10 protein-coding genes are annotated in these 14,628 nt (G+C 52.9%); 5 read left to right on the top strand and 5 right to left on the bottom strand.

The genetic code is table 11. The features are described from left to right. The first annotated feature begins 133 nt into the window (after positions 1 to 133). Positions 134 to 439 carry a 2TM domain-containing protein gene (locus J2I46_RS11640; protein ID WP_207329215.1) on the top strand — a complete coding sequence of 102 codons (306 nt, stop codon included), beginning with the start codon at positions 134 to 136 and terminating at the stop codon, positions 437 to 439. 165 nt (positions 440 to 604) lie between these two features. Further along, positions 605 to 3,496 carry a M16 family metallopeptidase gene (locus J2I46_RS11635; RefSeq protein ID WP_207329214.1) on the top strand — a complete coding sequence of 964 codons (2,892 nt, stop codon included), beginning with the start codon at positions 605 to 607 and terminating at the stop codon, positions 3,494 to 3,496. 109 nt (positions 3,497 to 3,605) lie between these two features. Here J2I46_RS11635 and J2I46_RS11630 read toward each other — a convergent pair whose 3' ends face one another. Then, entirely contained in the window at positions 3,606 to 8,273 is a 4,668-nt protein-coding gene (locus tag J2I46_RS11630) for a PA14 domain-containing protein (RefSeq protein ID WP_207329213.1), read from the bottom strand. Between the two features lie 195 nt (positions 8,274 to 8,468). After that, on the bottom strand, positions 8,469 to 9,551 hold the full coding sequence (locus J2I46_RS11625; protein ID WP_207329212.1) for a Gfo/Idh/MocA family protein: 1,083 nt from the start codon (positions 9,549 to 9,551) through the stop codon (positions 8,469 to 8,471). A 223-nt stretch (positions 9,552 to 9,774) separates the two neighbouring features. On the opposite strand from J2I46_RS11625, the gene J2I46_RS11620 reads away from it, so the two are divergent. From J2I46_RS11620 to J2I46_RS11610, 3 genes are all read left to right on the top strand, one after another. After that, positions 9,775 to 10,914: an acyltransferase family protein gene (locus tag J2I46_RS11620; RefSeq protein ID WP_229379721.1), complete on the top strand. Its 1,140-nt coding sequence runs from the start codon at positions 9,775 to 9,777 to the stop codon at positions 10,912 to 10,914. A 246-nt stretch (positions 10,915 to 11,160) separates the two neighbouring features. Then, the gene (locus J2I46_RS11615; RefSeq protein WP_207329210.1) at positions 11,161 to 11,628 is read left to right on the top strand and encodes a lipocalin-like domain-containing protein; all 468 of its coding nucleotides are present in this window, start codon (positions 11,161 to 11,163) and stop codon (positions 11,626 to 11,628) included. Between the two features lie 183 nt (positions 11,629 to 11,811). Next, the gene (locus J2I46_RS11610) at positions 11,812 to 12,411 is read left to right on the top strand and encodes a cysteine hydrolase family protein (protein WP_207329209.1); all 600 of its coding nucleotides are present in this window, start codon (positions 11,812 to 11,814) and stop codon (positions 12,409 to 12,411) included. Positions 12,412 to 12,553: 142 nt separating this feature from the next. Here J2I46_RS11610 and J2I46_RS11605 read toward each other — a convergent pair whose 3' ends face one another. The 3 genes from J2I46_RS11605 to J2I46_RS11595 form a co-directional block, all read right to left on the bottom strand. Beyond that, entirely contained in the window at positions 12,554 to 12,802 is a 249-nt protein-coding gene (locus tag J2I46_RS11605; RefSeq protein WP_310589028.1) for a PIN domain-containing protein, read from the bottom strand. Between the two features lie 157 nt (positions 12,803 to 12,959). Beyond that, a complete protein-coding gene (locus J2I46_RS11600; RefSeq protein WP_207329208.1) occupies positions 12,960 to 13,205 on the bottom strand; it encodes a hypothetical protein in 246 nt (81 codons plus the stop codon). 65 nt (positions 13,206 to 13,270) lie between these two features. After that, positions 13,271 to 14,506: a spore maturation protein gene (locus J2I46_RS11595; protein WP_207329207.1), complete on the bottom strand. Its 1,236-nt coding sequence runs from the start codon at positions 14,504 to 14,506 to the stop codon at positions 13,271 to 13,273. Positions 14,507 to 14,628: the final 122 nt, after the last annotated feature.

The raw sequence follows: 14,628 nt of genomic DNA, 5'->3' as shown, positions 1-14,628 counted from the left end.
TTGTCTGTCTGATCTAATACGGCGTTCATCCTGCAAAGTGGGAAGTTGGTCAGATTAGGCTGGTGCTCCGCCTACATACCGATGTACTTTCGGAGCATCGGTCATCAGCAAGGCCGGCATAAACCTGGTAATTATGGAAACGTTTGACGTCAACCGCGACCCAATTTTGTGGAAAAAAGCCAAAGCACGGGTTGGCTTTCGTATACATCTTCGTTCATATCTGATCATCAACGCCGGGCTTTGGCTTATTTACCTGGTTGCCGGGTTAAGTTCGCCTTATGTGGGCTTTCGAAGCTCATTTTTCCCCTGGCCGCTGTTTCCCATGCTGGGCTGGGGCATTGGGTTAGCGTCGCACTATATGGCCGTCTATCGATCCCCAAACGAGCGTAATCAGATCGAGAAGGAATACGACAAGCTGAAAAAGCAACAGCCTTACTGACCTTAACGGTATTTTGTTGTAACCACTCATATTCTTTATCGGAAAAGCCATCGTACCCAGACGCGATGGCTTTTCCGGTGTGTACCGGCCTGTAAAACGGTGAATTCGTACCCTTTGTATTTATTCTCTATGTAACTTACAAGCTTACTTCTGCTAGTACCCAACATGAAAAAAGCGACCGTTTACCTGTCGGTGCTGGTGAGTTGTCTGATAGCAGGCACAACATCAGCGCAGACTAAGTTAGTGGAGAAAGTGACCCGGCAAGGGAAAGAACTCCTGATCCCCTACGAAAAGTACGTACTTCCCAACGGCCTGACGCTGGTGGTTCACGAAGACCATTCAGATCCCGTTGTTCATGTCGATGTGACCTACCACGTTGGTTCGGCGCGTGAGGAAATTGGCAAATCGGGTTTTGCGCACTTCTTCGAACACATGATGTTCCAGGGCTCCGACCACGTGGCCGACGATGAGCACTTCAAGATCGTGACCGAGTCGGGCGGAACGCTCAACGGCTCGACCAACACCGACCGGACCAACTACTACGAAACGCTGCCGAGTAATCAGCTGGAGCGGGCGCTCTGGCTCGAAGCCGACCGGATGGGCTTTCTGCTCGACGCCGTGACGCAGAAGAAATTCGAGATTCAGCGGGCTACCGTGAAAAACGAACGCGGCCAAAACTACGACAACCGTCCGTACGGCCTGGCGAGCGAGTATGTGTCAAAAAACCTGTTTCCCTACGGCCACCCCTATTCCTGGCTAACGATCGGGTACATCGAAGACCTGAACCGGGTAAACGTCAACGACCTGAAAAACTTCTTCCTGCGCTGGTACGGGCCGAACAACGCTGTCTTGACGATTGGCGGCGATGTTACCCCCAAACAGGTTGTGGCCCTGGTTGAGAAATACTTTGGCGGCATTCCACGCGGACCGGAGGTAACGAAAACGGTGGTTCCGGCGGTTGTGCTCGACAAAGACCGGCGCGTATCGTATGAAGACAACGTTCGCTTCCCGCTGCTCCAGATCGTGTTTCCAACGGTGCCAAACTATCACCCCGACGAAGCTCCGCTCGACGCGCTGGCCGAAATTCTGGGGGGCGGCAAAAACTCGCTGTTCTACAAAAACCTGGTCAAGAACCAACTGGCCGTTCAGGCCAATGCCGGGCATCCAACGTCGGAACTGGCGGGGCAACTGACCATGCGCATTCTGCCGTTTCCCAATAAAAGCCTGGACAGCACCGAAGCCGTTGTTCGGAAGACACTGGCCGAGTTTGAAAGCCGGGGCGTTACCGACGACGACCTTGCCCAATTCAAAGCCTCTCGCGAAGCGCAGCTCATTTCGGGTCTGGCCAGCGTTGCCGGTAAGGTGTCGCAACTGGCTGCTTACCAAACGTACCTGGGCACCCCCAACTACATTCCGCAGGAGATCAAGCGGTATAACAGCGTAACCAAAGCCGACGTGATGCGGGTATACAACCAGTATATCAAAGGCAAAAACGCCGTATTGCTGACCGTATACCCGAAAGGCAAGGCCGATATCGTGGCCAAACCCGACAACTACACGATCGTAACCGCTGGCTATCAGGCTCCCGATTACGGCTACAACGGGCTAACGTACACCAAAGCAAAAGACAGCTTCGACCGGAAAGTGAAACCGGGCCCTGGGCCCAACCCAGCCCTGAAAGTACCGCCTTTCTGGACCGATAAACTGCCTAACGGCCTGAAAGTAATTGGTACGCGCAACGACGAGATACCAACCGTAACGATGCTGTTCGGTATTAAAGGGGGGCATCTGCTGTCGGCTAAAGACCCATCGAAGGCGGGGATTGCCCAATTGACAGCCTCGCTGATGAACGAAGCCACCGAAAAGTACTCGAATGAAGAGATGAACGCGCAACTGGAAAAACTGGGTGCCAGCATCAACATTCAGGCTACTACCGAAGAGATCAACGTATCGGTTGAATCGCCCGTTAAAAACATCGACGCCACACTGGCACTGCTGGAAGAAAAACTGCTGCACCCCAAGTTTTCGGCCGACGATTTTGAACGGCGTAAGAAGCAACAACTGGAAAATATTGCCAGCCAAAGCACGCAGCCGGTCGTTATTGCCAACAAAGCCTATAACAAACTGCTATACGGAGAAGGCAACATCCGGGCGGTTCCGCTGAGCGGCACTACCAAAACGGTGGAGACCATTACCCTCGACGACGTGAAGGCCTTCTATCAAAACTCGCTCTCACCATCGGTAACCAATCTGGTGATCGTTGGCGACGTTGAGCAATCGACGGTTATGCCCAAACTTGCCTTCCTGACAAAATGGGCCGCCAAACCGGTTGCCATGCCTAAGGCTATAGCAGCTAAGAAAATCGACAAAACACGCATTTACCTGATCGACAAGGAAAAGGCAGCTCAGTCGGAAATCCGGATTGGTTATCTGACCGATCTGCCTTACGACGCCACCGGCGAGTATTATAAAACCGGTCTGACCAACTACATGCTCGGCGGTGCATTCAGCAGCCGGATCAACCTGAACCTGCGCGAAGATAAAGGCTGGACATACGGTGCCCGGTCGGGTTTTGGCAGTACCAAAACGCCTGGTCCATTTACGGCCAGCGCGGGCGTGAAAGCAGCGGCTACTGATAGCTCGGTGGTAGAGTTCATCAAGGAAATGAAGAACTACAGTCAGGGGGGTATTACCGATCAGGAGCTGACGTTCGTGAAAAGCTCACTTGGCCAGACGGATGCGCTGCGTTACGAAACATCGTTCCAGAAAGCGATCTTCCTGAGCCGGATCATCGACTATGATCTGCCGAAGAACTACGTAGAGCAACAGGCCGACATTCTGCGTACGATCACGAAAGCGCAGGTTGATGCGATTGCCAAAAAACGGTTGCCTGTTGATAAGATGGTGATCATGGTTGTGGGAGATAAGGCGCTGGTTAAGCCGGGCCTCTCGAAGCTCGGCTATGACGTTGTTGAGTTGGATAAAGAAGGAGAACCGCTTACTACGGCTGCTTCGACCGGAGCGGCTCCTGCCCGAATGGGTGGCGGCAAGAATTAGCCTAACTAGTTACCAACGCGTTAAGCAACAAAAAGGCCGCCCGCTCTTCCGAGCAGGCGGCCTTTTTTATAGGTCTGAACCAGCGGCCAGCTTGTTTTTGGCCGTATGTCTATTCGCTCAGCAACACTTTCCAGGTGCGTTGCTGGCGGCCCTGCGTCAGTTTCAGCAGATAGAAACCGCGGGTCAGTTCACGAACGGGCAGTTTTAGCAGATTCTCGCCAGCCGTTACCGGATGATCGGCCTGTAGCACAGGAATACCTGCCGTAGTTATCAGCTGCACCGTGGCCGTTCCGGCCTGCTCGCTCATATACCGGATGGTCAGCTCATCGCGGGCGGGTACGGGAAATACCACCGACTGCCGAATGTCCCGCTCATCTGCCGCCGCTACACGCGCACTGGCACTGGCCGGATATAACCGTATCTGCGGAATGGTCTGCTGCGCCTGTCCCGGGTACGTCCACCGCAGGCGGGCTATAGCACCAATGATATTTTCGTAGTATTCCACCCTGATGTTGTACCGCTGCCCAGCTACCAGGGCAATGCTGTTGCTGTTGGTTGTGGTTGGCGCGTGGTCGTTCCAGTCGTTGATCACCAGCACATCATTCACCCAAAGACGAATTCCGTCATCACCGATGGTGGTGAACACGTAATTGCCCGTTACCGGCGCTTCAACCTGACCCGTCCAGCGAACCGAGAAATTATCGACGGTTACACTGGGTGCGGGCGAGTCATTGCCCCAGTCGAAATCAACAACGGCGTCTGTCCGACTAAATACGACCGGAGCTGTCAGGCTTTTGTTATTAAAATACTGCCCCAGCAAACCGGTACCGGTACCCGTGTTGGCAGGGGGTGGTGGCGGGGCGGTGTACACGCGGAAATAAGCCGAGGCCGGAATCACCTGTTTGTCGATACCCGGCCCGCTGTAGCTGACGCTCAGTACCTGACCGCCGCTGCCCTCGAAATACGGGATGGTAATGGCGTGGCGACCCGCTTTCAGGCCAATGGTGCCCGAGCGTTCCTGTTCGGCGTGGCCCCCATCGTTATTCACCACTTCGGTGGTGCCAATCAGCAGCTTACTTCCGTCGTCGGAATACGTATAGAAGGTATATACGCCGTCGGTAGGTACGTTCACGTAGCCCTGGAACTGCAAGCCAAACTGATCATTTCGGTAAGCAAGGTTCAGATCTGCCTGATTGGCAATGCCCGTTCGGGCGGGGGTCAGGCTACTGAAGTCGGGTAACACACCCCAGTTACCTTCGTAATAACCATAGTCTAATCCGGCTACTGCATTGTCCGGGTTTTCAGGATCGCGCAGGCTGACAGCGGGTGGCGGCGGCGGAGCAACAGACACCCGGAAATAGGCCGAGGCAGGAATTATCTGTTTACTGATGCCTGGGCCACTGTAGCTTACACCTAACACCTGCCCACCAGTACTTTCGAAATACGGAATGGTAATGGCGTGGCGACCGGCTTTCAGGCCAATGCTACCAAAGCGTTCCTGCACGTCATGCCCACCATCGTTATTCACGATTTCTGTTGTGCCGATAAACAGCTTACTGCCATCGTCGGAGTTGGTATAGAACGTGTACACCCCGTCGGTAGGTACGTTCACGTAACCCTTGAATTGAAGAGCGAAATTATCACTGCGGTAGGCCAGATTCAGGTCTGCCTGGCTGGCAGTGGCTGTTCGCACGGGGGTTAGGCCATTGAAGTTAGGCAAGGCACTCCAGCTTCCTTCGTAATAGCTATAGTCCAGACCAGCTACTGTGTTGGCTGGGTTTTCGGGGTCGCGCAGGGTTATAGGCGAAGGCGGCGGTGGCGTGTCGGTACCTACCCGGAAGAAAGCCGAAGCAGGGATGATCTGTTTGTTCAGGCCCGGCCCACTATAGCTGGCACTTAATGCCTCCCCGCCACCGCCTTCATAATATGAAATCGTGATGGCGTGGCGACCGGCCTTCAGGCCAATGGTACCTGAGCGTTCTTCGTCTGGGTGGGCACCGTCGTTGTTTATCACTTCATTGGTGCCAATGTATAGCTTGCTGCCATCGTCGGAACTGGTATAGAACACATATACGCCATCAGTAGGTACGTTCACGTAGCCTTTGAACTGAAGGGCAAAGTTATCGTCTTTGTTGCGGGGTGCTAAATCGACCTGCTTGGCGGTTCCTTTCTTTACGGCAGTCAGCGAGTTGAAATCCGGCAATGAGGTCCAGACGCCTTCGTAATAGCTGTAGTCTAAACCAGCTACCGCATTGGCCGGATTCTCCGGGTCACGCAGGGGAATTACGGGCGGTGGTGGTGGCGTGTCGCCGTTATTTTTAAACAATACAACTGATGTAAACGGTGCCAGCGTAACCTGGCTGGTATAGAGCGTATTGCGGGCATCGCGGTATGGTTCACTCAGCGCGATTGTCTTATCCTGACTGGTGTCGTTGTATTCGATCCGGGTAAAATCGTCGGGATTTTGTACCGTGCGGGTGGCTTCCTGTACCTGCACGTTATCGATCCAGAGCGTTTGTCCGTCTTCCGTCACCTGAAAAACCACAATGGCCGATGCTTCGCTGGCGTTAGCCATGTACGAAAACTCGAAGTGCTGCCGCCCGGTGCCAACCAGAATCTGCGCCCGGCTGTCCAGATCGCTGTACGAGCCGGTTTTCTGGCGGATAAACACGTCGACCCGCTTGCTACTGCCCGACGCTATAGCGTCGAACGTGAGCAGGTAAACCTTATTCTGGCTTACCGGGCCAATATCTTTCGATGCCAGGGCATACGAATTACTTTGACCCGACGACGAAGGGAACCCGATAGCCAGGCTTCCTCCATCGAGGCGGTTGGCATTATCCCAGGTTACCCGTCCGTTTCCATAAGGGCTATACACATCCCAGCCTTCGTTAGTAGTGCCGAACGTGTTATTGAGTTTAAACACGCCATTACCGGTTGTTGCAAACGGTTTGTATGTCAGCGGACTGTTGCGTGAACTGCCATCTTTCCCATATCGGCCTTGCCATTCTGCCAACGACAGATCGGCACCGGTCACACCCGAACCAGGATTAGATACGGCCCGAAGTTTGAACTCATCGTTGAATGGCCGGGCATACACGTTATTGTCGAACTGCCCGAAGCTGGTCAGATCATTCAGGTGCGATTCGTATTTGGTCACCAGTTGATTCGCCGTCTTGCTCACCAGTACATTGTTCTGAACCAGATTGTCGCGCGGGGAGCAGCCGCCGTTACGGCTATTGACGGCCAGTTGCGCCTCGCCGTTATTGTATGAGGTGTTGTTTGTGAATTGCGCATTCAGCGAACCGTGCAGGAAAAAACCCAGACCGTGGCAGTTAAATACCGTGTTGTCGCGAACCTCTACGTTGGTGGTGCAATCGTCGAGAAAAATACCGTTAGCTCCCGAATAAGCTCCGCCGGGCGTTCCCTCCGGAGCGCCGATGCCGTTGAAGACGATATTGCCCAGAATACGCACGCCACTCATCGACGCCCGGTTGCCGTTCCAGATATAGATACCGCCGCCGTCGCTCTTAGTCAGGCAAAAATTAGATACCCGGTTGCGCTGAACGGTTGTATTGGCGGTGAAATTGATGCCGTTATAGCCAATCTGATCAACAATGTTATTTTCGATTTTTACATTATCGGTATTCACTGCATTGAAACCGATGTAGGTTCCATCGCCGTTTTTACCCCGGCCGGGCATGATACCCACCCGCCGTAATGTGTTGCCCCGAAACGTGAAATTTTGATAACCAGACACACTCACCCCGTTGTTATTTACCTCTTCGATCAGGCTATTCTCAATCAGAACAGTGTTACCACTTCCTCTTGCCACCAGCCCGTCTTCTCCCGAATCAGTAATGTCATTTCCCGTTAGCGTAATGCCTGTACCGTTCTCGATCAGCACACCGGTATACATCGTTTGCGTTACCGTCAGGTTACGAATCGCCACGTTACTAACATTGATCAGGCTGATTCCATAGGCGAATTTCGTAGCTGTAATGAGCTGGTTGTTCGGATTCTCATCTGAATACAGACGCAACGTTTTATTGCCCGGGTTGAAATACCATTCGCCGTTCTGGTCGAGCGTGGCGGGGTGGTTCTGGATGAAGTACCCCCAATTATCGCCCAGCCCGTATGAATCAACACCGCCGAGCGTCAGTGTATTTCCGTTTTGCTGGATTAGCTGCACGCGGTTGATGATCCACTGAACAGGGCGCTCAACTACCTCTCCGCCCGAAAAATTGGCGGGCAGCGGCTCTTTACCGGTCAGTTGCGAATTGCCATTATGTGACTGGATGGTCAGGTACCCTTTGTTGGGTGCATCGGCGTTAGGGTAACGCCCAAGCGGCAGAACGGCTCCGTTTCGGTACACACCCGTTACCTGGCTTTCCAGCGCCGATGCATCGGCCTGCCATACATTGCCGCCAACGTTCGTCCAGGTACTGATGGGCAACGAAGCGGCCAGCATGGGCTTACTGCCCGAGCCATAGGCATCGATTATAATAGGCTGGGCCGACGTACCTGACTGGCGAATCTGCAACGTACCCCTGAAGGTATCGCCCCGCCGGAAAAGGACCTGATCGCCCGGGCGAAGCGTTACTGAATTGACCCGGTCGAGCGTTTGAAAAGGCGTCGCCTCAGAGCGGCCGTCATTGCTGTTGGCACCCGTACTGGATACGTAATAGGTCGTTTGAGCATACGCTCCAACCGCAAGGCCAAGCAGGGCAGCACTAAATAACAAGTTCTGAACTGAGAAAAGGAAACGTTTTTTCACATTGTGAGCAATCTTCGGTATGAAAGAAATTAATCGCTAGGTAATCAGTTGGCAAGCAGATTATACATCAGTGCATCAATTATGCGCCTACCTGTAGCCTACTTGACTAACTAATTCTATAGAGTTAATATCAAAGATATACCGATGCTCTGGGGGTATTTGAAAATGCGTTTCTTTCTTAGTAAGCGGTGATTATTACGGCGTTAGCCGCACGGCCTTGCCTGTTCGGTTCGATTCGTAGATTGCCTGGAATAATTCAACTACCCGGCGGCCGTCGTGGGCGGTGATAGCTGGCTGCGTCTGGGTACGTATCGCCTGGCAAAAATCGGCGAGTTGCCGGCCAAAATAATGCGTCAGCGCGTCGGTCTGACCGAAGTAGGCGTGGTCTTCAGCCTGGAAGTCGGCCAGTTGTGCTTCTTCGCCGGGCACCGTCCAGAGATCGTTGACGGGCGGCTCCTGAATACCCGACCGGCCCGCGATGAACATACTACCGCCGTCTGTCTGAACGCCAACCGTGGCGCCATTTTGCCCGTGAATATGTACTTTCCCGTAGAGGCCCGGTTTCTGGCTGTTACTGGTCACAATGTTGCCGATGCCCCCGTTCTTGAACTGGACAATGGCGGCGGCCGTGTCTTCTACTTCAATGTAGGGGTGGTTTACATTCCGCCAAACCCCATAGACCGATTCGGCTTCGCCCATATACCAGAGCAGCAGGTCGAGCTGGTGCGGAGCCTGATTCACAAGCACGCCACCGCCCTCATGCGCCCACGAACCCCGCCACGGATCACTACCGTAGTAGGCTTCGTCGCGCCAGCCAAGCATCTGCACCATCCCGAGCGCAGGCACACCGATCTTGCCCGCGTCGATCGCCTGCCGAATGCGTTGGCAGGGCGCATAGAACCGGCGTTGACTGATCACACTTAGCAGTTTCCGGGTACGTTCGGCTGTGGCGATCATGGCGTCGCAGTCGTCGAGCGAAGCAGCCAGCGGTTTTTCAACCAGCACATTCGCGCCGGCTTCAAGGGCGGCAATGGCCGGTTCGCGGTGGTTTGGATGGGGGGTCAGCACCACACACACATCGATGCCTTCCCGATCAACCATTTCGGCTACGTTGGTATAGGGCCTGATACCGTACTGACCGGCAAAGTCGACGGTTTTTTGTTCGTTTCGACCACAAACGGCCACGAGTTGAACGTCGGGGGTTTGTTGGGTAGCGCGGGCGTGGAGGTGTGCCACTTTACCGGGGCCAATGAGCGCAATGCGAAGGGGTGTTGACATGATCGAGTGAAGATGAGACCGATGTTCCTTCATCAGAAATCGACATCTTGCATACAGAAAGAGTATGACCCATTATCCTCTACTTTGGGTACGTAGTCATTGATTGTCATTAAGTGGTCATTGAGAGTCATTAGTCGCAAAAACAATGAATGGCAACCAGTGACCGGTACGGATGTAGCGAAATGACCACTCAATGATCACCCCCTCTATACAATTATCCCAAATGCGCCTTCGCTCACTCGATGCTTTCCGCGGTCTTACCGTGGCGGCCATGATTCTGGTTAATAACCCCGGCGACTGGGGGCACCTCTATGCACCACTGGCCCACGCGCCCTGGAATGGCTGGACACCGACTGACCTGATTTTTCCGTTCTTTCTGTTTATCGTAGGCGTGTCTATCACCTTCGCGCTCAAGCCCGCTTACGGGCTTTACGGACGGCAGGATGAAACGACGGGAGCCGTAACTAAGATCATTAAACGTGGGCTAATCCTGTTTATGCTTGGCTTTTTCCTGAACCTGTTTCCCCGCTTCGATTTCAGCAACGTGCGCATTATGGGTGTATTACAGCGCATAGGCCTGGTGTACATCGCCTGCGCGTTGATCTATCGAAAAACCACACCCAGCCAGCAACTGCTTATTGCCGTCCTGATCCTGGTCAGCTACTACCTGATGATGACTGTTATTCCGGTACCAGGCATCGGCTACCCGAATCTGGAGCCCGAAACCAACCTCGCTGCCTGGCTCGATTACACTGTGCTGACGCCCGCCCACGTGTATCGCGCGGCGAAAGTCTGGGACCCCGAAGGGCTCCTGAGCACGTACCCGGCTGTGGCAACCAGTTTGCTGGGCTTATTGGCTGGCTACTGGCTGCAGACGAAGAACTACGGCTCATCTATCCGCGAAAGTCAGAAAGCCCTGTTCCTTTTCCTGTCCGGCGTGGCCCTGGCGGTGCTGGGTACGTTGTTCAACCCGGCATTTCCCATCAATAAAGCCCTCTGGACCAGCTCTTATGTGTTGCTGGCGGGTGGCCTGGCTATGTGTGGCCTCGCCATTTTCTATTACCTCATCGACGTTCGGAAAGGCTTTCGCTGGAACGGCGTGCTGGTTGCATTTGGGGTCAATCCCATTACCGTCTTCTTCCTGTCGGGCCTGATTCCCCGGATCATGAACCTCATTCAGCTGCCCTACCCTAACGGTACGGAAACTAAAGTAGGGCTGATTCAGTACCTGTACAAAGGGTTTATTGCACCACAATTTGCCGACCCTACGATGGCGTCTCTGGCTGGTGCGCTCACGCTCGTCACGATCTGGGCCGTCATCCTCTGGATCATGTACAAACGCCGGATCATCATTAAAGTGTAGGTACGTCTCCCAATGCCGGAATAAATCAGAGTCTGCTACCAACCATACAACACGTACGCAACTGCTTAAAGCAAAACACCAGACAAAGGAAAGATAACCACTCAATAAAGTATAAGTACATTTTCTAGTACCCGCCTAGTGAATTGCGCCTGGAAGTAGGTATGTTTAGCCTTCACTATATACCTCAATCCGTTGAAGAATCTATCACTTTCTACACGCCAGCTAGCGTGGGTACTACTAGTAACTATGCCATTCTGGTTTGGTGCCTGTAGCAAGAGCAACACCGACGTAACACCCAGCGCCTCATCGATCCAGGGTTCCTGGCTCATTGGCGGTTACACGATTGATCCTGCCTACGATATTCTGGGCACGGGCACCAAGACAAATGACCTGCTGCTCCTCTATAAGCAGTTGCTGGGTCAGGATTTTGTTGATTGCTTTAAGGCCACCACCCTCACCTTCAGCGCCGACGGTAAAGTGATAGGCAGCACCACAGCCAAATGTACATCAATAGGAGCAAGCCCCGTTGGCAGTGCCGCCACCTGGACCTTAACAGGCACTAAACTGACTATTAAAGACGGCACGGATGTCACAACATACGATGTTTCGCTAAGCGGGACCACCTTGAAACTCTCAGAAACCGTTACGGCTGATTTTGACAACGACAATAAAAACGATACAGGAACACTCTCTTTCGTTCTGACAAAGGCGTAGGCAGAACCTGTCTTTTCATAAAAAGCCCGCCGCAGATGACGCAGACGTAAGGTCGGCTCATCTGCAGCGGGCTTTTTCGTGCGGGTAGCAGCAACCACTCAGACATAATTTCAACCCAACGCTTTCCATGCGTGTTAACGAGCTGATACCTCCCACTCATGGCTGAAAGACAGGCGACGCGTTATGAACCAGACAAACGAAGATCTTCACGGTAATGCTCCTGACTCGTCGCCGGTAGCGTTGCTGGTCATCGATATGATCAATGACCTTGAATTTCCCGAAGGCCCTGACTTTCTGGAACCTACGCTGGCAGCAGCCTGCCAGATTGCGGCCTTGAAACAACGGGCCAAAGAAGCTGGCATTCCGGTTTTGTACGTCAACGATAACTTTGGCAAATGGCGGTCTAATTTCGACGATCTGCTGACCCACTGTCTTACCGACCATGTACGGGGCAAACCCGTAGTGGAACGCATCCGGCCCGATGCCGACGATTATAGGGTGCTTAAGCCGAAGCATTCGATTTTTTATGCCACCACGCTGGAAACACTGTTAACGTACCTGCAAACCAACACGCTGATTATGACCGGCATTGCTGCCGACGTATGCATACTTTTTTCGGCCATCGACGCCTACGTCCGCGATTTGAAACTGATTGTTCCCCCCGACTGTGTAGCCTCCGGTTCAGCCCCTAACACTGAGGCGGCACTCGCCTACATGCAGCGCGTCCTCAGCGCCGACATCACCCCTTCTGCCGAGATCGATCTAGCCGGGTTGGTGGGGTAGATGGGTCGGGCACTACCACCGTATTATTTATTAAAAAGATTGAGCCTATATTCTAGGGTATGTGTACGTCGGTCATGTTGTTCGTTGAGTGTACAGGTGTATAATGAACAGGGGGCTTGACTGGTCATTCCACGCGCATCAATCACCAAATTATCTCCACGACATCATTGTACCGGTGAAAATGGCCATCCGCAGAAATAACTGGCATTTTCTCTACTAATGCCGTTGCCAAAATCAACCGGTCGAAAGGACCGCGATGATCGGCGTAAAGAGGAATCTGATCGTAAGCGGCAATGTGATGATCCCCAATCGGTAAAATATGCATGCCATCACGAACCGTCTGACGCATCAACTCATCAGTAGTTAGCCGAAAAGCAGGCAATTTCCCGATTTTTAGCCTGATAGCTATCTCGAAAAAACTGATTTGAGAAATAGATAAATCTGATTGTCTACACTCGACAGCACAGCACGAGCTTTCAGGGAAATAATCGGGTTGTTCTCCTGAATCCAGATCAGTATTTGTGTGTCAATAAGTGCGTTCACGGCAATTACATATACTCGTTGAGGTCATAAAGAGGCCCATTGAACGTATCTGGAAGACCGACCTTCCCAAACAATGACCCAAATCGAACACCTTGCGCGCCTACCACGTTGGGCTTCTCAGGTTTTATGGTACGCAGTCCAGAATCCCTTAAAAAGGTTACTACGACCTCTGCTCCTTCCTCAACAGGTGGTGGCGTTTCGTGAAGAATGATTCGGCCGTTGCTATAAGTACCTTTTATCGCTGTCAGCATGATGAATGAGGTTTACCAACGATACGATTTTGCCGACAGCCCGCTTCTGCCAGCAACGTACCTGATCAGTGGAAGAAAAAGTACCCCAGCGCGATACCGGCAATGACGCCGATGAAGTCGGCCACTAGCCCGGCAACAATGGCGTAGCGGGTCTTTTTGATGCCGACCGACCCGAAATACAGGGCCACAATGTAGAACGTGGTATCGGCAGCACCCTGGAAAATGCAACTCAGGCGACCCACGAATGAATCGGGACCGAACTGCTTCATGGCGTCAATCATCAGGGCACGAGACGCGCTACCGCTCAGCGGGCGCATCAGCGCTACGGGCAGGGCGTCGGTGAAATCGGTGTTCAGGCCGGTGAGGCTGATCAGGTATTTCATGCTCCCCACCACGTAGTCCATCGCACCCGAGTTGCGAAACGCACCGATAGCAACGAGCATCCCAACCAGGTAGGGAATAATCCGTACCGACGTCTCAAAACCCGCTTTTGCTCCTTCGATAAACGTACTGAAGACATCAATCTTTTGGCGGATGGCTCCAATCAGAAAGGTTACGATGATGCTCATCAGCAAAACGTTGCCCACTATTTTCGAAACTACTTCGAGCTTCTCTTTCGGCAAGCCAGCCAGCCCCCACAAACCCAGCCCCAGCAGCGCGCTAATGCCCAGAATACCACCCAACACCGTGGTATTGAACAGGTTGAGTCGTTGCTTTATACCCACGATCAGAATACTGGCCACAGTAGCTACGTAGGTGCCGATGAGGCAGGGAATGAATATATCTGACGGGTCGGCGGCACCCAGAATAGCCCGTTGCGCCATAATGCCAAGCGGAATAATGGTTAGGCCTGAGGTATGAAGTACCAGAAACATAATCTGCGCGTTGGAGGCCGTTTCTTTATCGGGGTTCAGTTCCTGCAAACTCTGCATGGCCTTCAGCCCGAACGGGGTGGCGGCGTTGTCGAGACCGAGCATATTAGCCGAAAAATTCATGATCATCTGCCCGTTGGCGGGGTGATCTTTGGGTACTTCGGGAAAGAGTTTATTGAAAAACGGACCGATAACCCGCGCCATGGCGCTTATGGCCCCTATTTTCTCGGCAATGTTGAGCAGACCCAGAAAGAAGGTCATTACGCCGGCCAGGGGCAGGGCAATGTCCATTACCGCCACTTTGGATGAGTCGAAGAGCCCTTCAACCAGGAGTTTAAAGATTTCGGTATCGCCCAGGAAAATTAGTTTGGCAAGCGCGACAAGGAAGGCAATCAGAAAAAAAGCTACCCAGATGTAGTTAAGGGCCATAACTCGATTTGTGAATTAAAGAATGAGTCCCACAACGGTTGTTGACGGAGCAAATCGCCCAATCGAAATGGATGAGCATACCGTTGTGCTGTAAGTTTACGACCGCAAACGCCAGCAAACAA

The organism is Fibrella forsythiae, assembly GCF_017353175.1.
Taxonomy (GTDB): Bacteria; Bacteroidota; Bacteroidia; order Cytophagales; family Spirosomataceae; genus Fibrella; species Fibrella forsythiae.
Note: the sequence above shows the minus strand (reverse complement) of the source record. Positions and strands in the feature narration are given on the sequence as shown.

Coding starts and splice junctions, on each gene's coding strand:
- J2I46_RS11620 (WP_229379721.1), top strand. CDS start 9,775: ATGCGCCTTCGCTCACTCGATGCTTTCCGCGGTCTTACCGTGGCGGCC.
- J2I46_RS11610 (WP_207329209.1), top strand. CDS start 11,812: ATGAACCAGACAAACGAAGATCTTCACGGTAATGCTCCTGACTCGTCG.
- J2I46_RS11625 (WP_207329212.1), bottom strand. CDS start 9,551: ATGTCAACACCCCTTCGCATTGCGCTCATTGGCCCCGGTAAAGTGGCA.
- J2I46_RS11595 (WP_207329207.1), bottom strand. CDS start 14,506: ATGGCCCTTAACTACATCTGGGTAGCTTTTTTTCTGATTGCCTTCCTT.
- J2I46_RS11640 (WP_207329215.1), top strand. CDS start 134: ATGGAAACGTTTGACGTCAACCGCGACCCAATTTTGTGGAAAAAAGCC.
- J2I46_RS11635 (WP_207329214.1), top strand. CDS start 605: ATGAAAAAAGCGACCGTTTACCTGTCGGTGCTGGTGAGTTGTCTGATA.
- J2I46_RS11615 (WP_207329210.1), top strand. CDS start 11,161: ATGCCATTCTGGTTTGGTGCCTGTAGCAAGAGCAACACCGACGTAACA.
- J2I46_RS11600 (WP_207329208.1), bottom strand. CDS start 13,205: ATGCTGACAGCGATAAAAGGTACTTATAGCAACGGCCGAATCATTCTT.